This window comes from Pseudomonas sp. BN102 (assembly GCF_029871245.1).
In the GTDB taxonomy this organism is placed as follows: domain Bacteria; phylum Pseudomonadota; class Gammaproteobacteria; order Pseudomonadales; family Pseudomonadaceae; genus Metapseudomonas.
The window spans coordinates 24,557-46,342 of record NZ_SSON01000068.1; the positions used below are offsets into that span (position 1 = coordinate 24,557).

The window sequence follows — 21,786 nt, forward strand, 5'->3', positions numbered from 1 at the left end:
GTTTACGTTCTTGTTATTGCAGCGGCAGGCGGCACCGCATCAGCAACCCGCCCTCCTCGCCCGGCATCCCGTCGAGGGAGCCGCCGAAACCTTCGATGATGCTGCGGCTCATCGACAACCCCAGGCCCAGGCCATCCGGCTTGCTGGTGTAGAAAGGGGTGAAGATGCGCGCCAGTTCTTCTTCGCCAAGGCCCGGTCCCTGGTCACGGACCTCGATGGCCAGGTGGCCATCACCCACCCGCGCCGCCAGGCGGATCAGCGAACCCTGGCCGGGATGGGCCTCGCGGTTGGCATCGATGGCGTTGCGCAACAGGTTGAGCAGCACCTGCTCCAGCAGCACGCGGTCGGCGTAGACCGGCGGCAGATTGTCCGGGAATTGCTCCTCGATCGCCACTTGGCTGGCGCTGGCTTCCCAGGCGCAGAGGCGCACCGCTTCGCGGGCGACTTCGGCCAAGTTCAGCGCCTGCATCTTGCGCTGGCCCTTGCGCAGGAAGGCACGCAATCGCTTGATCACTTCCGAGGCGTGGTTGGCGTGTTCGGTGATGCGCTCCAGGCCCTGGGCGACGCGCTCGGCGGCCTTGGGATTGCTGGCGAGCGACTGCAGGTAGCGCTGGCTGGCGCTGGCGTAATTGACCACTGCCGCCAGCGGCTGGTTGATCTCGTGGGCGATGCCGGAAGCCAGCTCGCCCAGGGTGACCAGGCGCGCGGTATGGGCCAGCTCATCCTGGTGCCTGCGTTGCTGGGCCTCGCGCAGTTCGCGCTCGGTCATGTCGCGAGCGACCAGCGAGTAGTAGCGTTCGCCGCCGGCGGTGCTGTGGGCCAGCAGCACCATGGAAACCGGCACCGAGGCACCGCCGCCCGGCGGCAGCAGGCGCGAGTCGATGCTCCACACGCCCTTGCGTTCGGCGCAGCTCCAGCCCTCCCGGTGCAGGCGCGCCAGGTCGTCGGCGGCGATGACCTCGGCCAGCGCCGGCATCGGCTGCTTCGCCCTCAGGCCAAGGGCACGGCGCGCCGCCGGATTGAGGTAGGTGATGTGCCCGGCGGGGTCGACGAAGAGCACCGGGTCGGTATTGGCTTCCACCACCTCGGCGAGGCGACGCTTGTTCTCCTCGGCCTGCACCCGCGCGGTGATGTCGCGCGACACGCTGACCACCTCCACCACGGCCCCGGTATAGGTCTCGCGGATGGCGCGGCTGGCGGTCTCGAACCAGAGGTAATGCCCGCCGCGGTGGCGGATGCGGTAGGTCATGGTGAGGTAGCCGTCCTGCTCCAGGGCGTCGCGGGCGCGCTGCACCAGCTGGGCCACCTCCTGGGGATGGAACAGACACTGGGCGAGCTGGCCGCGCAATTCCTCCGGCCAATAGCCGAGCAGCGTCCAGGACGCGGGCGAGGCATCGAGGAAGCGACCGTTGGGGGTATGGCGGGAGATCAGGTCGGTGGTGTTCTCGGTGATCAGCCGGTACAGCCGCCGCGCCCGCGCCGCCTCGCGTTCGGTTTGGATCTGTTCCGTGGCCTCGCGGCAGCGCGCCAGCACCCGGCACTCCTGCGGATCAGGGATGTAGGTCCAGATCAGCATGCGTTCGCCGCACTGGGCCTCCACCCCTTCGATGGCGCGCTCCTGGGCCAGGCAGGCGCGCACCAGGGAGCCATGATTTACCGGCAGGAAGCGCAGCACCTCGGCCAAGGGCAGCTCGCCGAGCAGCGCCAGCAACGCGGCGTTCAGTTCCAGCGGGCGCGCCTCGGCATCCACCAGCAGGCTCGGCTGCGGGTCGTGGCCGAGCAGCGGCGATGCACGCAACAGACCGCTGACGCTGCCGAGCAGGGTGGTCAGCAATTCATAAACCCAGCCCAACCAGTCCAGGCTCACGCCCTCGCGCACCTCCACCAGCAGCAGGCCCTGCTGGCCGGCGTGCAGCGCCAGGTCGAAGGCCTGGCCGTGGCTGATGGCGGCGCGGCGCAGGCGGCCGGCCAGCCAGCAGTCGAGCTGGCGCAACTGGTCGAGGCTCAGCCGGCCCTCGGCGGCCAGGCGCGCGGCCAGGGCCTCGTCGCTGGCCTGCAGCGGGTCGCCCATGCCTGGCGGCAACTGCTGGCCGCTGCCCTCATGGCTGTAGATACGCGCCCCGGGCAGCCAGCTCAGGTAATAGGCCTGGCGCACCTCCGGGCAGCCGCGCAGCGACCGGCACAAGGCATCGGCACGGGCGGCCAGGGGCACGTCCTCGCGTTGCAGGCGCAGCCAGGTGTGGAGTCGAACCGGAGTCTGGGTCATGGCGGGTCCAGCATCTGGGGGTGGGCAAGGATATACCGCCCGGCCCACCCTACGATATCGCTCGAAAATATATAGTAGTTTTACTATACGACTCTAGATGTACTTCCATATCAATTCAGTATTGGTATATAAATCGCCCCAGAGATCTGCCGGCCCCCAGAGGCGCCGGTGAACAAGAGCTAATAATCAGCCGCCGGGTATCCAGCATGTCGATCTACGATCAGGGCCTCGCCCCAGCCGCCGTCAACCATATCGCCCTCTCCCCCCTCAGCTTCATCGAGCGCACTGCCGCCGTCTATCCGCACTACCCGGCCGTCATCCACGGTTCCATCCGCCGCAATTGGGCCGAGACCTATGCCCGCTGCCGGCGGTTGGCCTCGGCCCTGGCCGGACGCGGCATCGGCAAGGGCGACACGGTGGCGGTGATGCTGCCGAACATCCCGCAGATGCTGGAGGCGCACTTCGGCGTGCCAATGATCGGCGCGGTGCTCAACACCCTGAACGTGCGCCTGGACGCCGAAGCCATCGCCTTCATGCTGCAGCACGGCGAAGCCAAGGTGCTGATCACCGACCGCGAATTCCATGAGGTGATCCACGCCGCCATCGGCATGCTCGACCACCCGCCGCTGGTGATCGACGTTGACGACCCCGAGTACGGTGAAGGCCAGCCGGTGAGCGAGCTGGACTACGAAGCGCTGCTGGCCGAAGGCGACCCGAAATTCGCCTGGCGCTGGCCGGATGACGAGTGGCAAGCCATTTCCCTGAACTACACCTCCGGCACCACCGGCAATCCCAAGGGCGTGGTCTACCACCATCGCGGTGCCTACCTGAACGCCCTGGGCAACCAGATGACCTGGGCCATGGGCAACCACCCGGTCTACCTCTGGACCCTGCCGATGTTCCACTGCAACGGCTGGTGCTACCCCTGGACGGTGACCGCCCTGGCCGGCGTGCATGTGTTCCTGCGCCGGGTGGACCCGCAGAAGATCCTCACCCTGATCCGCGAGCACCAGGTGACCCACCTGTGCGGCGCGCCCATCGTGCTCAACGCCCTGGTGAACATGCCGGAATCGGCCAAGGCCGCCATCGACCATCCCGTGAACGCCATGGTCGCTGGCGCCGCACCGCCGGCCAAGGTGATAGGCGCGGTGGAAGCCATGGGTATCCGCGTGACCCACGTCTACGGCCTGACCGAGGTCTACGGCCCGGTGACCGTCTGCGCCTGGCACGAGGAATGGGACGCGCTGCCCCTTGAGGAACGCGCCCGCATCAAGTCACGACAGGGCGTGCGCTACCCGACCCTGGAGGGCGTGATGGTGGCCGACCCGAAGACCCTGGAACCGCTGCCCATGGACGGCCAGACCATCGGCGAGATATTCCTGCGCGGCAACACCGTGATGAAGGGCTACCTGAAGAACCCCAGCGCCACCAGCGAGGCCTTCGAGGGCGGCTGGTTCCATACCGGCGACCTGGGCGTCTGGCACCCGGACGGCTACGTGGAGATCCGCGACCGACTGAAGGACATCATCATTTCCGGCGGCGAGAACATTTCCACCATCGAGCTGGAAGGCGTGCTCTACCGCCATCCGGCGGTGCTGGAAGCAGCCGTGGTAGCACGCCCCGACGAGAAGTGGGGTGAAACGCCCTGTGCCTTCATCACCCTCAAGGCCGACCAGCAGGACACCCGCGAGGCGGAGATCATCGCCTTCTGCCGTGAACACCTGGCCAGCTTCAAGGTGCCGAAGACCGTGATCTTCACCCAGCTGCCGAAGACTTCCACCGGCAAGATCCAGAAGTACGTCCTGCGCGACAGGGCGAAGAACCTCTAACAGCAAGCCCCAGGAACAAGGCGACGGCTCCAGGGCCGCCGCCACGGGCCGTCGCATGCCCGAAAAAGCTGCGGCGGCAGGCAACAGGCATCGACAACAAAAACAAGCGGAGCCCGTCATGAGTACCCAGCAAACCCCGAATGCCCAAAGCTGCGACCGTATCCGGTCCAACCCCAAGTTCCAGGACCTGGCACGCCAGCGAGCCGTACTCGCCTGGTCCCTCAGCGCCGTGGTGCTGGGGGTCTACTACCTGTTCATCATGCTGGTGGCCTTCGTCCCGGGCTGGCTGCACCTGCCGTTGTACGAGGGCAGCAACCTCACCCGAGGCATTCCTCTGGGCGCCGCCATCATCATCCTTTCCTGGCTGCTGACCGCCTGGTACGTGCGCAGCGCCAACACCCGTTTCGACCGCCTCAGCGCACAGATCCTCGAGGAGGCCCAGGCATGAAAGCGCGTCTCGTCCCAGCCGCCCTCCTCGCCCTGTCCCCGCTGACCAGTTTCGCCGCTCCCATCGTGGCGGAGAAACAGCCGCTCAACCTCAACGCCATCGGCATGTTCTTCGTCTTCGTCCTCGCCACGCTGGCGATCACCTGGTGGGCCGCCCGGCGCACCCGCTCCACCGCCGACTTCTACACCGCCGGCGGCGGCATCTCCGGCTTCCAGAACGGCCTGGCGATCGCCGGCGACTACATGTCGGCGGCCACCCTGCTGGGCCTCACCAGCCTAGTGTTCACCAAGGGCTATGACGGCTTCGTCTACATCATCGGCTTCTTCGTCGGCTGGCCGGTGATCACCTTCCTGATGGCCGAGCGCCTGCGCAACCTCGGCAAGTACACCTTCGCCGACATCGTCTCTTACCGCCTGGACCAGACTCGCGTACGCAGTTTCGCCGCCATCGGTTCGCTGACCGTGGTGTGCTGCTACCTGATCGTGCAGATGGTCGGCGCCGGCCAGTTGATCAAGCTGCTGTTCGGCCTGGACTACCAGATGGCGGTGGTGGTGGTCGGCGTGCTGATGCTGGTCTACGTGATCTTCGGCGGCATGATCGCCACCACCTGGGTGCAGATCGTCAAGGCCGTCCTGCTGCTGGCCGGCGGTACCAGCCTGGTGTTGATGGCCATGAGCGAGTTCGGCTTCAGCTTCGAGAATCTCGCAGGCCGCGCCATCGAGGCCCACGCCATCGGCCACGGCATCATGGGCCCCGGCTCCATGCTGGCCGACCCGATCAACGCCGTGTCGCTGTCCCTCGGCCTGGTCTTCGGCATCGCCGGGCTGCCGCATATCCTGATGCGCTTCTTCACCGTGCCCAACGCCAGGGAAGCCCGTCGCTCGGTGCTGTTCGCCACCGGCTTCATCGGCTTCTTCTTCCTGGTGGTCTGCGTGCTCGGCTACACCGCCATCGTCATAGTCGGTACCGACCCTCAGTACTTCGTCGACGGCAAGCTGGGCGGGGCACTGGTGGGCGGCGGCAACATGGTCGCCATGCACCTGGCCAAGGCGGTGGGCGGCAACCTGTTCCTCGGCTTCCTCTCCGCCGTGGCCTTCGCCACCATCCTCGCGGTGGTCGCCGGTCTCGCCCTGGCGGGCGCCTCGGCCATCTCCCACGACCTCTACGCCACCGTGCTGAAGAAAGGTCGTGCCAGCGAGAAGGACGAGATGCGCGTCAGCCGCATTGCCACCGTGTGCCTGGGCCTGGTGGCCATCGGCCTGGGACTGCTGTTCGAGCAGATGAACATCGCCTTCCTGGTTGGCCTGACCTTCGGCGTGGCCGCCTCGGCCAACTTCCCGGTGCTGATCATGGCCATGTACTGGCGGGGCCTGACCACCCGCGGCGCCCTCTGGGGCGGCTTCACCGGCCTGGTCTCCGCGCTCGTGCTGGTGATCCTCTCGCCTGCGGTGTGGGTGACAGTGCTGGGCCATGCCAAGGCCATAGTCCCCTACGACCACCCGGCGCTGTTCTCCATGCCGCTGGCCTTCCTGGTGATAGTCGTGGTTTCCAACCTCGACCGCAGCGCCCGCGCGGAGCGCGAACGCGCCGCCTACGACGACCAGTTCGTCCGTGCCCAGACCGGCCTTGGGGCGGCGGCCGCCAGCAGCCATTGACCGATAGGGCACGGCCTTGCCGCCGTGCCCTCCCCGCGTCGGGCTGGCTGAACGAACACGACTGTTGAGCGTGGCGCGGCCTCGGCTCCTTTGGGCCGCGCCCTTTTTCTTCTCGCTGTGCCCTCACAACAAGAACAAGAGGACCCACCATGTACCGTACGACCCTCACCACCGGCCTGCTCCTGGCCGGAGGCGCCCTCGGCTTGTCCACTCCCGCCCTGGCGGACTTCGTCAAGGACGGCAAGGCCAGCCTGGAGCTGCGCAACTTCTACTTCAATCGCGACTTCCGTCAGGACAACGCCGCTCAGTCCAAGGCAGAGGAATGGGCCCAGGGCTTCCTCCTGCGCTATGAGTCAGGTTTTACCGAGGGGCAGATCGGCGTCGGCCTGGACGCCATCGGCCTGCTCGGCGTCAAGCTCGACTCCAGCCCGGACCGTGCCGGTTCCGGCCTGCTCAAGCGTGACCGCGAGGCGCCCAAGCGCGCCCAGGACGAATACGGCGAGCTGGGCCTGACCGCCAAGCTGCGCGCGTCGAAGAGCACCCTCAAGCTCGGTACCCTGATGCCCAAGCTGCCGGTGCTGCTGGCCAACGATTCGCGCCTGCTGCCGCAGACCTTCGAGGGCGGCCAGCTCAATTCCCTGGAGCTCGACGGCCTGACCTTCGATGCCGGACGCCTGCGCCAGGTCAACCAGCGCGACTCTTCCGACTACGAGGACATGAGCATCACCACGGTCGGTGTGAAGAACATCCGCGCTCGCCAGACCACCAGCGACGCCTTCGACTTCGCCAACCTCAGCTACAAGTGGAACGACAGCCTCAGCACCGGCTACGGCTTCGGCCGCCTCGACGACTTCTATCGCCAGCACATGCTGACCTTGAACCACCTGCTGGCGCTCGGCGACGGCCAGAGCCTGAAGAGCGACCTGCGCTTCGCCCACTCCAGCGACGAAGGCGGCAGCAATGTCGACAACAAAGCCTTCGGCGCCATGTTCACCTACGCCCTCGGCGGCCACGCCTTCGGCCTCGGCTATCAGCGCATGAGCGGCGACACCGGCTTCGCCTACGTCAACGGCAGCGACGCCTACCTGGTGAACTTCGTGCAGATCAGCGACTTCGCCAACCGCGAGGAGCGCTCCTGGCAGGCGCGCTACGACTACAACTTCGCCACCGTGGGGATTCCCGGGCTGACCTTCATGACCCGCTACCTCTCGGGCGACGGCATCGAGCTCGGCGCGGGCCAGGCGGACGGCAAGGAATGGGAACGCGACACCGACATCGCCTACGTGGTGCAAAGCGGCCCGCTGAAGAACCTCGGGCTGAAGTGGCGCAACGCGACGCTGCGCTCGACCAACTTCGGCAATGATCTCGACGAGAACCGCCTGATCCTGAGCTACAACCTTCCGCTCTGGTGACGGGGCCGACGCGGTATTGCATCGTGGCTGCGAACCTTGTGTAGGAGCGAGCTTGCTCGCGATAGATCGTGCTCGGAAACATTCGCGAGCGAGCTCGCTCCTACACGAGTGCGAACGCGCTGGAGGAGGGGCTGACGATCACTGCTCGTAAGGCTCCGAGATCGCGTCCTTCGCATCGTTCAATATCCACGCCACCAGCTTCGCCGGCTTGCTCTCACTGGCATTGCGCGATTGCAGGTGCACGCTGCCGGCCGGCTCGTACCAGCTCTCGCCGGCCTTGTAGAGCTTGGGCTCCTCGCCCTTGAGCTGGGAGATCACCTCCCCTTCGGCCACATAGGCGAGCACCGAGCCCGGATGGCTGTGGGGCAGGGAACGCTGCCCCGGCGCGTAGCTCACGGTCAGCATGATCGCCTTCTTGCCCGGCGCGTTGAGCAGCTCGTGTTCCTGCAGCACGGCGCGTTGCTCCTTGCCATCGCCGCTGTCGTGGGCGAATGCCAGGGGGGCGGTCAGCAACGCCAGGCCGGCGGCCAGGGCGCTCAGGGTTTTCAGGTTGCGCATGGTGGTCTCACTCGCTCGGGACTTTGCGGAAGCCGACGGCCAGCCGGTTCCAACTGTTGATGGTGTTGATGGCCAGGGTCAGGTCCACCCGCTCGCGCTCGCTGAACTCGGCGCTGAGCTGGGCGTAGTCTTCGTCCGGGGCATGGGTTTCGCAGAGTCGGGTCAGGGCTTCGGTCCAGGCCAGCGCCGCGCGCTCGCGGGGCGTGAAGAAGTTGCTCTCGCGCCAGACGGCGACCGCATACAGGCGGCGCTCGGTTTCTCCGCGCTTGCGCGCATCCAAGCTGTGCAGGTCGACGCAGAAGGCGCAACCATTGATCTGCGACGCTCGCAGCTTGACCAGCTCCAGCAGCGGCTTTTCCAGCGGCAGTTTGCTCACGGCCGCGTCGAGGGCGAGCATCGCCTTGAGGGCATCGGGGGACGCGGCGTAGAAATCCAGGCGCGGGGTCATCGAGACATCCTCGTGGGGGAAGGAATGTCCCAAGCTACTACCGGCGGGGTCTGCGGCCTACGGCCAATTGGCTCGAATACCGGGTGGCCAATCAGCCGCAGAACGACCGGGGGAATGACGCCACAGGTTATACGACAGGCCTTCAGGCCTTCAGGCCTTCAGCTTGTGGGTCCAGTCCAGCAGGCTGCGCCACAGGCAGATGCCGACGAAGTAGGCCGAGGCCAGCCACCAGATGCCCAGCACCAGGGATTTGTAGAAGGGGTGCTGAAGGATGAGGAACATGCTGCTGATCATCCAGACGAAGGTCACCACAATGTTCAGCGGCATCAGTTTGCGCACCCGGAAGGGGTGGAGGAATTTCAGCCTGGTCAGGGTAAGGGCGGCGAGGAAACAGATCAGCAGCAGGCTGACCACAGGCAGCGGCTCGATGATCCAGATGTACAGAGCCACCACGTTCCAGGCCGCGGGGAAGCCGACGAAGTAGTTGTCGCTGCTCTTCATGTTCAGGTTGCAGAAGCAGAACAGCGACGACACCAGGATCAGGCTCACGGTGACCAGCGCCGTGTGCTCGGGCAGGTCGATATAGCGATAGATGAAGATGGCGGGGATGAAGACATAGGTGAGGTAGTCGATCACCAGGTCCAGGGTGGAGCCGTCGAAGTTCGGCAGCATGGTGCTGGTCTGCACTCTCCTGGCGAAGGTGCCGTCGAGACCGTCCACCAGCAGTGCCGCGCCCAACCAGAGCAGGCAGTCACGGGGCTGATTGTCGAACAGGGCGAGGGTGGCCATCAGTGCCAGCACGACGCCGGTGGCGGTGACACCGTGAGCGGACCAGGCCTTGGCTTTATTGACTACGTTGATGTTGGTGGACACGAGGCAGCTCTGCTCTGAATGTGGGTGACAGAATCGATAGACCGCGATTATGCGTCAGCTTCTTCAGGCCTTCAGACTTTTGTGAATCCGGCCATGTCGTTTTCAGACATCTTCCCCTTGCATATTCGAGCCTAGGCGATACGCGCCAGACGGCAATGGCCGCTGGTGCCCTCAACATCGGAAAAACCGCGCCTATCGGCGCGGACTTGCGCGCACGGACAGGGCATTGCACCCTTGCGCCCTTTCTTTCGCGAACCGCCGTCATGAGCGCCCCGTCCGATCCCACCCGCTGCCCACTCTGCGGCCAGAGCAACCAGTGCATCCAGGCCGACCCGACGAGCGCCGGCCAGGACTGCTGGTGCTTTGCGGTGCCGATCGACCCGGCCGCCCTGGCGCGCATCCCGCCCCAGGAAATTGACCGATCCTGTCTCTGCCCCCGATGCGCCCAGGCGCTGCCGCCCGATGCACCAAGCTGATGCGCCTTGATCGATTTTTGAGCAATTTCCCGGAATTCAGCCGCCTCGACGCACGCATGCTGCTGGCCGCCGGTCGGGTGCGGGTGGATGGCCGACGCATCACCGATGGTCGCTGCGAGGTCCGCGAGTTCAGCCGGGTGGAACTGGACGAACGCCTGCTCCAGGCCGGCAAGCCGGCGCGCTACTTCATGCTCTACAAACCTTCCGGCCACGTCAGCGCCACCGAGCACCCGGAACACCCCACGGTGCTCGACCTGCTGGACGAGCCGGACAAGCACGAGCTGCACCTGGGCGGGCGCCTGGACCTCACCACCACCGGCCTGTTGCTGATCACCAACGACGGGCTCTGGTCGCGCCGGCTGACCCAGCCCGAGCGCAAGCAGCCCAAGGTCTATCTGGTGGAAACCGAACAGCCCATCGGTGCCGAGTACGCCGAAACCTTCGCCCAAGGGCTCTATTTCGCCTACGAAGACCTGACCACCCTCCCCGCCCAGCTGGACATCCTCGACACCCGCAAGGCCCGGCTGACCCTGCACGAAGGCCGCTATCACCAGGTCAAGCGCATGTTCGGGCACTTCCGCAACCGGGTCGTGGGCCTGCACCGCGAGAGCGTCGGGCCGCTCAAACTGGACCCGCAGATGACGCCAGGCGACTACCGGTCGCTCACTGCGGAAGAAGTGGCCTACTTTTAGCTAGCTCATAGTCGAGTCACATCGGAATCGAATAACCCGACGAACTGCAAGAATTTTTCCTTTCAATGAGCTTGCAGCGGTAAGGAGGCCCTGCTTAAATCGGACACAAGGTCTGAGTGTGACCAAAGAGTCACACCAACCTTCTAAGCGTTCCCTGCGGTTCCCTGTGCTTTGCACTCGTAGGTTCCCTGCCTGGTTTGAAGACTCCGTCCGGCGCCCCAAAAGCGCTGGAACCCGCCGTCTTTTCTCGACCTATCCGCTTGAAAAATAAAGAATTTTAAAATTTCTCGCCTGACATTGGATTGTCATCGAAAGGCGTTTTCCTACTGCCAAGACTTAGCGCGAGCCAAGCCGTTGAGAGGGCTCGCATGACCCATCTGCGCCAGGAGGAAACGACATGAGGCCGGAAACCGCCATCGTCGAGATTCACAGCCAGTACAAGGTTTACACGGAGTTTTACGGCAACCCTGAAGCCAAACGGACCATCATCCTGGTCAATGGCTCCTTGTCGACGACCGCCTCGTTCGCGCAGACAGTGAAATACCTGCAACCGCACTTCAACGTGGTGCTGTTCGATGAGCCCTATGCCGGCCAGTCCAAGGCGCATAACGACAACACCCGATTCATCGGCAAGGAGACCGAGGCCGACATCCTCCTCCACCTGATCGAGCATTTCCGGGTCGACTACCTGATGTCCTTCTCCTGGGGCAGCGTCTCCGCCCTGCTCGCCTTGGCCCAGTGCCCGGCGCGGATCAAGAAGGCCGTCATCACCTCCTTCTCGCCCATCCTCAACGAACCGATGATGGACTACCTCAGCCGCGGCCTGGACTACCTGTCGGCCATCGACCGCGACAACGTCGGCCACCTGGTGAACAACACCATCGGCAAGTACCTGCCGTCGCTGTACCAGCGCTTCAACCACAAGCACTGCAGCAACCTGGACGATCACGAGTACCTGCAGATGCACTACCACGTCCGCCAAGTGCTGAACATGGATTCGCGCTGCTACGTGGACTGCCTGGCCAACGTCGACATCCCGCTGCTGTTCGTCAACGGCGAGCGCGACGAGTACACCTCCGCCGAGGATGCCCGCCATTTCGCCAAGCACGCTCGCGACTGCCAGTTCGCGGTCATCGACAACGCCGGCCACTTCGTGGATGTGGAAACCAAGGCCGCCTGGCTGCAGACCCAGCAGGCCCTGCTGAGCTTCCTCAAGGCGCCGGTGGGCAAGGGCCTGGCCCGTCCGCAGCAGGCCGCCGACTACCAGGCTGTAGCGGTTTGAGCGCGTGGCCGCCCGGGCAGATGCAAGTATTTTCAGTAACTTGTGACTGCCCCGGGCTTCACCTTGCGGCTCGCTTCTGGTAAAAATGGCACCCTTCGCGGGCGTCGTATAATGGCATTACCTGAGCTTCCCAAGCTCATGACGAGGGTTCGATTCCCTTCGCCCGCTCCAAAATCCCCTGACTAAGCCCCTGACTTATGGGGTTTTTTCGTTTCTGGGACACCATCCGTACCACCCGCCGCAGACACCGTACTGCACCAGGGGCTTCCCCGATCCCCTCCTTGCCACTGGAAGGCCTCGCGGATTCAAAGATCATCGCCTCTGGCGAGATCGAGCCGATAAGCTGCCCCATCAATGGGAATCAGGACTGCCTCAACCGGCAGGACGACCATTACAAGATGTCGGCCAAGGGCATTTGCTTCTCTGCCGATGCGAGTTGCGACTACAGCTGCGAAGGTTTCATCGCTGAAAGGAACGTCGACAGATCGCTCTACCTGGTCGACGTCACTTTTGAGCCACGGATCGTCAAGTCCAAGATTGAAATGCTCCAGTGCCCTAGCGAATCCTGATCTGCGCATGATCGAAGCAGGTTGTCGCAGCACCTTGGCAATCTGCAGTTCAAGCGCCTGAACGCGGCACGGCCGACGGTAGAAGGCCGAACCCGAACCTCGCGTTCGGCTGCCCGCTGACTCCGAAGGATACAAAGCTGGCACTCCACGCCACTGCCCACGCGTGGCGTCACTCCTACACTGGTCCGCAGCCGTTCACTCCCCTTGCCGGAAGTGACGTACTCCGCTGCGCCATATAACAAGACAGGAGAAGACCTGATGAGTGCCCACGCCACATTCACCCACATGGAAGACGGTACCGCCGACGACTGGCGCATCATTGCCCAGGACTTCGTCCAGTTCGCCGCGCGGCTGCCCGACCGCATCCTCACCCACCTCAAACTGCTGGATGGCGACTTCGGTGGCTTTCCAATCGATCGCCTGACCCATTCCCTGCAGACCGCCACCCTCGCCTACCACGACGGCAAGGACGAGGAATATGTGATCTGCGCCCTGCTGCATGACATCGGCGACACGCTTGGCTCCTACAACCACCCCGATATCGCCGCCGCCATGCTCAAGCCCTTCGTCAGCGCGGAGAACCACTGGATGGTCGAGAAACACGGCATATTCCAGGGCTACTACTTCTTCCATCACCTGGGCATGGATCGCCACCTGCGCGAGCAGTTCAAGGACCATCCGCAGTACCAGGCGACCATCGAGTTCTGCGCGCGCTACGATGCCGCGGCGTTCGACCCGGAAGGCGAGGCCCTGCCGCTGGAGTTCTTCGAGCCCATGCTGCGCCGGGTCTTTGCCAGGCCGAAGCAGTCGATCTACATGGAAGCCACCCAGGCGAAATAGGCCGGCCACTCCATCAGCGCAATTCGGCAGTGCACCCGGCTGCCGAACTGCGATCTGGCCAAGTCCGATCCACCGCCCCTCATGCTGAAGCCTGTCGGCCCGAGTCGTCCTCCCGGTGGACGTCAGATCGGCGGCGCCGAGCGCAGCATCACCGACTTCAGGGCGAATGCCGACTTGATCCCCGCGACGCCGGGGATGCAAGTCAGGGTGTTGGTCAGGAAGGCCTGGTAGGCCGCGAGATCCTTGACCACCACGCGCAGCATGTAGTCGGCGTCACCGGTCATCTGGAAGCAGCTCATCACCTGCGGCGCCTGGACGATGTGCTCCTCGAACCGGGCGAGGTAGTCGACGGTCTGCTTTTCTAAGGAGACCGAGACGAACACGCTCATCGCCCCGGACAGGCGCTGCTCGTCGAGCCGCGCGAAATAGCCCTGGATGTAATGCTCCTCCTCCAGGCGGCGTACCCGACGCAGGGTCGGGGTCAACGACAGGCCAATTTTCTGGGACAGGTCGCGCCAGCTCAGGCGGCCATCTTCGGCCAGTGCGCGGAGGATTTTCAGGTCGATCCGGTCGAGTTCGGACATGGCGGTATGACTCTACGATTCTTGATTTTATTGGTTCAAACATACCAATACTGCCTCACAGCACTAGTCACTTTGGAGCAAAAAACTAGCGAGTGAAGCATATACTGATTTCACAAGAACAAGCGACGAGGGCCTCACCATGAGTGATGTCACGCACGAAAACCTCCCCTGCCGCACCCGCGCGCTCTGCCGTTTCACCTCTCCCCTGCCAGGACTGCTGCATCCCCCCAGTCCGCCTCCCGCCACGCGTGTTCTTTCCTGATCCGTACCCGCTCGCTCCCTGAGCCATTGCCGCCGGAGGCAACATGACCGATTACGCGCCCTTGCGCCTTCACGTACCGGAGCCCACCGGGCGACCGGGCTGCCAGACCGATTTCTCCTACCTGCACCTGTCGGATGCCGGCACGGTGCGCAAGCCGCCCATAGACGTCGAACCTGCCGAAACCAGTGACCTGGCCTACAGCCTGGTCCGGGTGCTCGACGACGACGGCCAGGCCGTCGGCCCCTGGAACCCGCAGCTGAGCAACGAGCTGGTACTGCGCGGCATGCGCGCCATGCTCAAGACGCGCATCTTCGACGCACGGATGATCACCGCGCAGCGGCAGAAGAAACTGTCCTTCTATATGCAGTGCCTGGGCGAGGAGGCCATCGCCACCGCCCATACCCTGGCCTTGCGCGACGGCGACATGTGTTTCCCCACCTACCGCCAGCAAGGCATCCTGGTCGCCCGCGAATACCCGCTGGTGGACATGATCTGCCAGTTGCTCTCCAACGAGGCCGACCCGCTCAAGGGCCGCCAGCTGCCGATCATGTACTCGAGCAAGGCCGCCGGCTTCTTCTCGATTTCCGGCAACCTCGCCACCCAGTTCATCCAGGCGGTAGGCTGGGGCATGGCCTCGGCGATCAAGGGCGACACCCGGATCGCCTCGGCCTGGATCGGCGACGGCGCCACCGCCGAATCGGACTTCCATACCGCCCTGACCTTCGCCCACGTCTACCGCGCGCCGGTCATCCTCAACGTGGTCAACAACCAATGGGCGATCTCCACCTTCCAGGCCATCGCCGGTGGAGAGGGCACCACCTTCGCCAACCGTGGCGTGGGTTGCGGCATCGCTTCCCTGCGGGTCGACGGCAACGACTTCCTCGCCGTCTATGCCGCCTCGCAATGGGCCGCCGAGCGCGCCCGGCGCAATCTCGGGCCGAGCCTGATCGAGTGGGTCACCTACCGCGCCGGCCCGCACTCCACCTCGGACGACCCGTCGAAATACCGCCCCGCCGACGACTACAGCCACTTCCCCCTCGGCGACCCCATCGCCCGCCTGAAGCAGCACATGATCGGCCTGGGTATCTGGTCGGACGCGCAGCACGAGGCGCTGCACAAGGAGCTGGAAGGCGAAGTCATCGCCGCGCAGAAAGAGGCCGAAAGCCACGGCAGCCTGCTCGACGGCCACCTGCCCACCGCCGCCAGCATGTTCGAGGACGTCTACAAGGACCTGCCGGAGCACCTACGCCGGCAGCGCCAGGAGCTCGGGGTATGAACAGCATGAATCCGCAAGCAGAAACGGCCCAGGCCGTGACCAGCATGACCATGATCCAGGCGCTGCGCTCGGCCATGGACATCATGCTCGAGCGCGATGACAACGTGATCGTATTCGGCCAGGACGTCGGCTACTTCGGCGGCGTGTTCCGCTGCACCGAGGGCCTGCAGAAGAAGTACGGCACCTCGCGGGTGTTCGACGCGCCGATCTCCGAGAGCGGCATCATCGGTGCCGCCGTCGGCATGGGCGCCTACGGCCTGCGTCCGGTGGTGGAAATCCAGTTCGCCGACTACGTCTACCCGGCCTCCGACCAGCTGATCTCGGAAGCCGCGCGCCTGCGCTACCGCTCGGCCGGCGACTTCATCGCCCCGATGACCGTGCGCATGCCTTGCGGCGGTGGCATCTATGGCGGCCAGACCCACAGCCAGAGCCCGGAGGCGATGTTCACCCAGGTCTGCGGCCTGCGCACGGTGATGCCGTCCAATCCCTACGACGCCAAGGGCCTGCTGATCGCCTGCATCGAGAACGACGACCCGGTGATCTTCCTCGAACCCAAGCGCCTGTATAACGGCCCGTTCGATGGTCACCACGACCGTCCGGTGACGCCCTGGTCGAAGCACCCGGCCAGCCAGGTACCCGAAGGCTACTACAAGGTTCCGCTGGACAAGGCCGCGATCGTCCGCCCCGGCGCGGCGGTCACCGTGCTGACCTACGGCACCATGGTGTACGTGGCCCAGACGGCCGCCGAAGAGACCGGCGTCGATGCCGAAGTCATCGACCTGCGCAGTCTCTGGCCGCTGGACCTGGAGACCATAGTCGCTTCGGTGAAGAAGACCGGTCGCTGCGTAATCGCCCACGAGGCGACCCGCACCTGCGGTTTCGGCGCCGAGCTGATGTCGCTGGTCCAGGAGCATTGTTTCCACCACCTGGAGGCGCCCATCGAGCGCGTCACCGGTTGGGACACGCCCTACCCGCACGCCCAGGAATGGGCCTATTTCCCCGGGCCGGCGCGAGTCGGCGCGGCATTCAAGCGCGTCATGGAGGTCTGAATGGGCATTCACGTCATCAAGATGCCGGACATCGGTGAAGGCATCGCCGAGGTCGAACTCGTTGAGTGGCACGTGCAGGTCGGCGATATCGTCACCGAAGACCAACTGCTCGCCGATGTCATGACCGACAAGGCCACGGTGGAAATCCCCTCGCCGGTGTCCGGGAAGATCCTGGCCCTGGGTGGCACTCCGGGCCAGGTCATGGCCGTCGGCGACGAACTGGTCCGCCTGGAAGTGGAAGGCACAGGCAACGTCAAGGCCGGCGGGCAGGCGCAAGCACGCACTGAAGTGCCGCACGCGGACAAGCCGGCAGTAGTCGCCGAGGCCAGCGCCACGGCCGCGGCCTGCAGCCGTGCGCCGGAACAACGCCCCGCGCCCCGTGCGGACGCCACGCCTCCGCGAGTCACCCCTGCGCCGCGCCGTGAGCCGGGCGAAAAACCCCTGGCCTCGCCGGCCGTGCGCCACCGCGCCCACGACCTGGGCGTAGAGCTGCAGTATGTGCAGGGCAGCGGTCCGGCCGGGCGCATCCTCCACGAAGACCTGGATGCCTGGCTGACCCATGGCGGCAGCGTCGCGCCGGCAAGCAGTGGCTACGCCGCGCGCAATGACGAGCAGCAGGTCCCGGTGATCGGCCTGCGCCGCAAGATTGCGCAGAAGATGGCCGAAGCCAAGCGGCGCATCCCGCACTTCAGCTATGTCGAGGAAATCGACGTCACCGACCTCGAAGCCCTGCGCGTCCACCTCAACGCCAAGCATGGCGCCACGCGCGGCAAGCTGACCCTGCTGCCGTTCCTGGTCCGTGCGCTGGTGGTCGCCCTGCGCGACTTCCCGCAACTCAATGCACGCTACGACGACGAAGCCGAGGTGATCACCCGCTACGGCGCCGCGCACGTCGGCATCGCCACCCAGAGCGACAACGGCCTGATGGTGCCGGTGCTGCGCCACGCCGAATCCCGCGACCTGTGGGGCAATGCCGGGGAGATCGCACGGATCGCCGAAGCCGCCCGCAGCGGCAAGGCGCAGCGCGATGAGCTGTCCGGCTCGACCATCACCATCAGCAGTCTCGGCGCCCTCGGCGGCATCGTCAGCACGCCGGTGATCAACCATCCCGAGGTGGCCATAGTCGGCGTCAACCGCATGGTCGAACGGCCGGTGGTGATCAATGGCCAGATCGTGGTGCGCAAGATGATGAACCTGTCCTCGTCCTTCGATCACCGGGTGGTCGACGGCATGGATGCGGCGGCCTTCATCCAGGCCGTGCGCGGCCTGCTCGAACATCCCGCCACGCTGTTCCTGGAGTGAGCATGAACCCGACCCTGGAAACCACCCTGCTGATCATCGGCGGCGGCCCCGGCGGCTACGTCGCCGCCATCCGCGCCGGCCAATTGGGCATCCCCACCGTATTGGTGGAAGGCGCCGCCCTCGGCGGCACCTGCCTGAACATCGGCTGCATCCCCTCGAAGGCACTGATCCACGCCGCCGAGGAGTTCCTCAAGGCCCGCGAGTACGCCGCGCATTCGCCCCTGGGCATCCAGGTGCAGGCGCCGCAGATTGACATCGCGCGCACTGTCGAATGGAAGGACGGCATAGTCGACAAGCTCACCAGCGGCGTCGCCGCCCTGCTGAAGAAGCACGGGGTGAAGGTCGTACAGGGCTGGGCGCGCATCGCCGACGGCAAGACGGTGGACGTCGAGCTGATCGGTGGTGGCAGCCAGCGCATCCATGGCGAACACCTGCTGCTGGCGGCCGGTTCGCAGTCGGTGGAACTGCCCAGCCTGCCGCTGGGCGGCAAGGTGATCTCCTCCACCGAAGCCCTGGCGCCGAGCAGCCTGCCCGGCCGCCTGCTGGTGGTCGGTGGCGGTTACATCGGCCTGGAACTGGGCATCGCCTACCGCAAGCTTGGCGTCGAGATCGCGGTGGTCGAGGCTCAATCACGCATCCTGCCGACCTATGACGAAGAACTGACCCGCCCGGTGGCCAACGCCCTGCGCAAGCTCGGCATCGAACTGCACCTGGGCCACAGCGTGCTCGGCCTCGACGACGACGGTGCGGTGCGCGTACGCAACGCCGAAGGCGCCGAATCCAGCCTCGTTGCCGACCAGGTGCTGGTCGCCGTCGGCCGCCATCCGCGCACCGCCGGCTGGAACCTGGAAAGTCTGCAATTGGAAATGAACGGCCGCGCGGTGAAGATCGACGACCAGTGCCGTACTTCGATGCGCAACGTCTACGCCATCGGCGACCTGGCCGGCGAGCCGATGCTCGCCCACCGCGCCATGGCCCAGGGCGAGATGGTCGCCGAACTGGTCGCCGGCAAGCGCCGCGAATTCGCCCCCACGGCGATCCCGGCGGTGTGCTTCACCGACCCGGAAGTGGTGGTGGCCGGACTCTCGCCGGAGCAGGCCAAGGCCGCCGGCTTCGACTGCCTGGTGGCGAACTTCCCCTTCGCCGCCAACGGCCGCGCCATGACCCTGGAGTCCAGCGACGGTTTCGTGCGCGTGGTGGCACGCCGCGACAACCACCTGATCCTCGGCTGGCAGGCGGTGGGCAAGGCGGTGTCCGAGCTGTCCACGGCCTTTGTCCAATCCCTGGAAATGGGCGCGCGCCTGGAAGACATCGCCGGCACCATCCACGCCCATCCGACCCTCGGCGAAGCGGTGCAGGAAGCGGCGCTACGCGCACTGGGGCATGCGTTGCATATCTGAAGCCGGAGCCGGTGAGGCACCGGCCGTTCTTGGTGGGGATGCCGTTGGGGAGCCCATTCACCTCCCCACTCGGCCTGCTCGTCAGGCCGGCAAGTTGATCAGCTCGAAACCCTAGTTGTCAGTTGCCTGGGGCCGCTCTGCCAGAGGGTCTTCCGCCAAGGACTTCGACTTCTCGGCAAGCACCTCGCGGTAGAGTTTTGCCCAGCGCCGTCCCATCTCTTCGGTGGTGAACCTTTCCCCATTTTTCGCGTGCACGATGTGCATGGCCGGGAATACCCGCTCCAACCGATAAGGCCAATCAGGCAACTGGCAAATACACTAAGCCGGCGACACCCAGATCACGTTCTCGCTATTGATCACGGGGAGACGTGCAGGATTGATGTCGAGCGGGTTATGGAGAAATACCCTGGTCTTCTCGGCCTCAAAGGGCCGGCCAGGCCTTTGCCTGAGAACGCTCGCAGAAACACCGAAATGTCCGCAAATGGGACACTTGATCTCAACCCCATCGAATTTCGAGTCAATCTGCTGCGCCTCGCCTGAGCAGTTCACGCATTTCGTGTCACGCCTCCTCGGCACTCGATGACTCCCGCACACGAGCCCGGAAGTCTCACCGCCAGCACATCGGAACAGACGCGCCAACTTCTGCGCAGATCTGCAACGACAGCGGTCAGCTCATGCACGGACACAGGTAACCCCCCCTCCAGATCGAGGCCCCGGCATGGCGCGACAAACCTGGCGCACGAGTACGCAATCACAGCATCGCCGCTTTTGCCGGTGGCGTCTTCGGGCAGTTGGGCGCGACGGTCGGGACGTTATCGGCGTCATCCTCCGGGTCCGGGAACGAATAGAGTTCGGCCCGGGAGAAGGTCGGCACGAGCGGTGTGCGCTCGTGAGGCTTTCCCGGCTCGGGGGGCGTCTGGGTGGCGGTCGGTTTGTCGCTACTGCTTGAGATGCTCATGGCGTTCTCGATAAGGCTCGAAATGCTGTGGGCCGGCTCAATCAGCATGGCAGAACGCGGGGCAGCCATCGGTGCCCTATAGCACTTATGCCTGGCAGCGCGCGTGGCTCAGTGTGCAGGCCCCTGGTGCGGTAGTAGGTCGTCGCGCTGCGGCACGCGTGCCGCCTCGTTGGCTTCCGCGGCACGTTGGAACAGCAGCTGGCCGGACGTCTTCAAGGGTGGCGGCCGTCTCGAAAGAAACATGACAGGTTGGCGACGCAGACTCGGATCGATGTAAGTGAGCATGGCTCCCTCGGGGGTGAAGGCACTGCAGGATGCAGTGGCTTCTGTCGAGCATTGCAGACCAGGCGAGCCATCTCGGTGCGCCATCCCACAGACGGCTAAGTGCCCCAACGCACTGACCGCGGGCGGCGAGCCTGACACCATGCTCGTAGAATCCATTCTCGCCTGTAAGGAGCCGATATGACTGACGAAGCCGATAGCCACACTCCCGATACCGTCGATACCGCCGTGCAGAAGCCGGACAGCTCTGCGCGCAGGCAACGAACACACGCCCTCTACCACTTCCTCGACAAGGTCGACGCGATCATCCAGAAGAGAAGTGAGCTGCAGCCGCCACGACAAGCCGGGGCAAAAGCCCCGGGCGAAGAGCCCCTGCCGCTGGAAATGCAGACTCCCCCGTCCTTCGACCGCTCCATCACCCCACGTGGCGATGACGAACTCACCGACCTTGGCCCCGTCGCGGCCCCCAGGCGCTGATCCCCGGAAAGGTGATGGGCCTTGCACCGACCAGGCGCAGCAGCACTATGCGCGGTGGCGCACCGACCGATCGATTCGCTGCTGCCATGATGTCCTCGATGAGCACTCGCCAATTCGCGACTACCGCCATCCAATGACTGAGGCCGGACAATGAGCAGGATTCTTGCAGACATCATCAAGAGCAAATGGCGAGAGCTGGTGGGTACCGCCAGAGTTCTCTGGGATGAACTGACCGTGGCCGAACTGATTGACTCCGAAGGCGACCCCCAGAAGCTGGCCAACCTTATTGAGCAACGCTACGAGATGACCCATGAGGAAGCCGAGAAGCAAGTGATCAGCTTTTTCGAGAGAAGCCGTACCGTCTGACTGCATGCGCCGCCTGAAGCGCCATGCCCGGCAAGGGAGATGACCATGATTTCCGCATACTTCGTCGTTTCGAAAGGCTCCGGCAACATCATCCGGATCACCCGGCGCGAAAGCCCGCCAGACGATACGCCAACCGTCTTCAATGTACCCGTTTCGAGCTCCAGCCAGATGCGCTATGACAGCATCTACGCTGACGGCGAGGACCTGATCAGCCTGCAACGCGTCACCCGGCTGGCCAAGGCCGGCAGCATGCCCCCCCAGAACTCCTGCCGGATTATCTGAGCCGCGAATCACCGCCCTCCCCTCTGCCAAACCTGTGTCCGCCATGCCCACCTATGTGCGCTAGCAGACAGACGCCCCCTTCCGCCGCACCCAGACTCGAAAAGGCAACTCCGCATAGCAATCGTGCCGGGGTAAGTCTGCGGCATTGCCCACTCGGCCCACGCCCGTGGGACGTGCGCGCCGCCACCTTCGCTACCGGG

Annotated in this window: 22 protein-coding genes and 1 tRNA gene; 17 read left to right on the forward strand and 6 right to left on the reverse strand. The window is 64.9% G+C overall.

Annotated features, from left to right (window positions below; translation table 11 throughout):
* Positions 1 to 13 precede the first annotated feature (13 nt).
* Entirely contained in the window at positions 14 to 2,266 is a 2,253-nt protein-coding gene (locus tag E8F12_RS15450) for a PAS domain S-box protein (RefSeq protein ID WP_280326127.1), read from the reverse strand.
* Positions 2,267 to 2,472: 206 nt separating this feature from the next.
* Here E8F12_RS15450 and E8F12_RS15455 point away from each other — a divergent pair, with 206 nt between their 5' ends.
* From E8F12_RS15455 to E8F12_RS15470, 4 genes are all read left to right on the forward strand, one after another.
* A complete protein-coding gene (locus E8F12_RS15455; RefSeq protein ID WP_280326128.1) occupies positions 2,473 to 4,095 on the forward strand; it encodes an acyl-CoA synthetase in 1,623 nt (540 codons plus the stop codon).
* 118 nt (positions 4,096 to 4,213) lie between these two features.
* A complete protein-coding gene (locus E8F12_RS15460; RefSeq protein WP_280326129.1) occupies positions 4,214 to 4,543 on the forward strand; it encodes a DUF485 domain-containing protein in 330 nt (109 codons plus the stop codon).
* Positions 4,540 to 6,198 (forward strand): cation acetate symporter, encoded by a 1,659-nt coding sequence (locus tag E8F12_RS15465; RefSeq protein ID WP_280326130.1) that lies wholly within the window; start codon positions 4,540 to 4,542, stop codon positions 6,196 to 6,198. Before E8F12_RS15460 ends, E8F12_RS15465 begins: the two co-directional genes overlap by 4 nt.
* 149 nt (positions 6,199 to 6,347) lie before the next feature.
* A complete protein-coding gene (locus tag E8F12_RS15470; RefSeq protein ID WP_280326131.1) occupies positions 6,348 to 7,610 on the forward strand; it encodes an OprD family porin in 1,263 nt (420 codons plus the stop codon).
* 138 nt (positions 7,611 to 7,748) lie between these two features.
* Here the strand turns inward: E8F12_RS15470 and E8F12_RS15475 are convergent, their stop codons facing one another.
* From E8F12_RS15475 to pcsA, 3 genes are all read right to left on the reverse strand, one after another.
* Positions 7,749 to 8,168, reverse strand: a complete 420-nt coding sequence (locus E8F12_RS15475; RefSeq protein ID WP_280326132.1) for a cupin domain-containing protein — start codon at positions 8,166 to 8,168, stop codon at positions 7,749 to 7,751.
* Positions 8,169 to 8,175: 7 nt separating this feature from the next.
* A complete protein-coding gene (locus tag E8F12_RS15480) occupies positions 8,176 to 8,616 on the reverse strand; it encodes a carboxymuconolactone decarboxylase family protein (RefSeq protein ID WP_280326133.1) in 441 nt (146 codons plus the stop codon).
* Between the two features lie 150 nt (positions 8,617 to 8,766).
* Positions 8,767 to 9,489 carry a phosphatidylcholine synthase gene (pcsA, locus tag E8F12_RS15485; protein ID WP_280326134.1) on the reverse strand — a complete coding sequence of 241 codons (723 nt, stop codon included), beginning with the start codon at positions 9,487 to 9,489 and terminating at the stop codon, positions 8,767 to 8,769.
* Positions 9,490 to 9,752: 263 nt separating this feature from the next.
* Here pcsA and E8F12_RS15490 point away from each other — a divergent pair, with 263 nt between their 5' ends.
* The 6 genes from E8F12_RS15490 (at position 9,753) to E8F12_RS15515 (ending at position 13,348) form a co-directional block, all read left to right on the forward strand.
* A complete protein-coding gene (locus E8F12_RS15490) occupies positions 9,753 to 9,965 on the forward strand; it encodes a cysteine-rich CWC family protein (protein ID WP_280326135.1) in 213 nt (70 codons plus the stop codon).
* Complete coding sequence (locus E8F12_RS15495; RefSeq protein ID WP_280326136.1) at positions 9,965 to 10,657, forward strand: pseudouridine synthase; 693 nt, start codon at positions 9,965 to 9,967, stop codon at positions 10,655 to 10,657. The genes E8F12_RS15490 and E8F12_RS15495 overlap by 1 nt, the downstream gene beginning before the upstream one ends.
* A 397-nt stretch (positions 10,658 to 11,054) precedes the next feature.
* The gene (locus E8F12_RS15500; RefSeq protein ID WP_280326137.1) at positions 11,055 to 11,939 is read left to right on the forward strand and encodes an alpha/beta hydrolase; all 885 of its coding nucleotides are present in this window, start codon (positions 11,055 to 11,057) and stop codon (positions 11,937 to 11,939) included.
* Positions 11,940 to 12,036: 97 nt separating this feature from the next.
* Positions 12,037 to 12,110: transfer RNA gene (locus E8F12_RS15505), tRNA-Gly, on the forward strand.
* A gap of 110 nt (positions 12,111 to 12,220) precedes the next feature.
* Entirely contained in the window at positions 12,221 to 12,508 is a 288-nt protein-coding gene (locus tag E8F12_RS15510; RefSeq protein WP_280326138.1) for a hypothetical protein, read from the forward strand.
* A 258-nt stretch (positions 12,509 to 12,766) separates the two neighbouring features.
* On the forward strand, positions 12,767 to 13,348 hold the full coding sequence (locus E8F12_RS15515; RefSeq protein WP_280326139.1) for an HD domain-containing protein: 582 nt from the start codon (positions 12,767 to 12,769) through the stop codon (positions 13,346 to 13,348).
* Between the two features lie 122 nt (positions 13,349 to 13,470).
* Here E8F12_RS15515 and E8F12_RS15520 read toward each other — a convergent pair whose 3' ends face one another.
* A complete protein-coding gene (locus E8F12_RS15520; RefSeq protein WP_280326140.1) occupies positions 13,471 to 13,932 on the reverse strand; it encodes an Lrp/AsnC family transcriptional regulator in 462 nt (153 codons plus the stop codon).
* Between the two features lie 305 nt (positions 13,933 to 14,237).
* On the opposite strand from E8F12_RS15520, the gene E8F12_RS15525 reads away from it, so the two are divergent.
* Genes E8F12_RS15525 through lpdA form a run of 4 tightly spaced genes read left to right on the forward strand, consistent with a single transcriptional unit; the run spans position 14,238 to position 19,221 of the window.
* Positions 14,238 to 15,470 (forward strand): 3-methyl-2-oxobutanoate dehydrogenase (2-methylpropanoyl-transferring) subunit alpha, encoded by a 1,233-nt coding sequence (locus E8F12_RS15525; protein ID WP_280326141.1) that lies wholly within the window; start codon positions 14,238 to 14,240, stop codon positions 15,468 to 15,470.
* Positions 15,467 to 16,519 (forward strand): alpha-ketoacid dehydrogenase subunit beta, encoded by a 1,053-nt coding sequence (locus E8F12_RS15530; RefSeq protein WP_280326142.1) that lies wholly within the window; start codon positions 15,467 to 15,469, stop codon positions 16,517 to 16,519. Before E8F12_RS15525 ends, E8F12_RS15530 begins: the two co-directional genes overlap by 4 nt.
* Positions 16,520 to 17,821, forward strand: coding sequence for a dihydrolipoamide acetyltransferase family protein (locus tag E8F12_RS15535; RefSeq protein ID WP_280326143.1), 1,302 nt, complete (start codon positions 16,520 to 16,522; stop codon positions 17,819 to 17,821).
* 2 nt (positions 17,822 to 17,823) lie between these two features.
* Positions 17,824 to 19,221 (forward strand): dihydrolipoyl dehydrogenase, encoded by a 1,398-nt coding sequence (gene lpdA / locus E8F12_RS15540; protein WP_280326144.1) that lies wholly within the window; start codon positions 17,824 to 17,826, stop codon positions 19,219 to 19,221.
* Between the two features lie 751 nt (positions 19,222 to 19,972).
* Here the strand turns inward: lpdA and E8F12_RS15545 are convergent.
* Entirely contained in the window at positions 19,973 to 20,179 is a 207-nt protein-coding gene (locus E8F12_RS15545; RefSeq protein ID WP_280326145.1) for a hypothetical protein, read from the reverse strand.
* A 462-nt stretch (positions 20,180 to 20,641) separates the two neighbouring features.
* On the opposite strand from E8F12_RS15545, the gene E8F12_RS15550 reads away from it, so the two are divergent.
* From E8F12_RS15550 to E8F12_RS15560, 3 genes are all read left to right on the forward strand, one after another.
* Entirely contained in the window at positions 20,642 to 20,938 is a 297-nt protein-coding gene (locus E8F12_RS15550) for a hypothetical protein (protein WP_280326146.1), read from the forward strand.
* Positions 20,939 to 21,088: 150 nt separating this feature from the next.
* The gene (locus E8F12_RS15555; protein WP_280326147.1) at positions 21,089 to 21,304 is read left to right on the forward strand and encodes a CsbD family protein; all 216 of its coding nucleotides are present in this window, start codon (positions 21,089 to 21,091) and stop codon (positions 21,302 to 21,304) included.
* 45 nt (positions 21,305 to 21,349) lie between these two features.
* A complete protein-coding gene (locus E8F12_RS15560) occupies positions 21,350 to 21,586 on the forward strand; it encodes a hypothetical protein (protein WP_280326148.1) in 237 nt (78 codons plus the stop codon).
* The last annotated feature ends 200 nt before the right edge of the window (positions 21,587 to 21,786 follow it).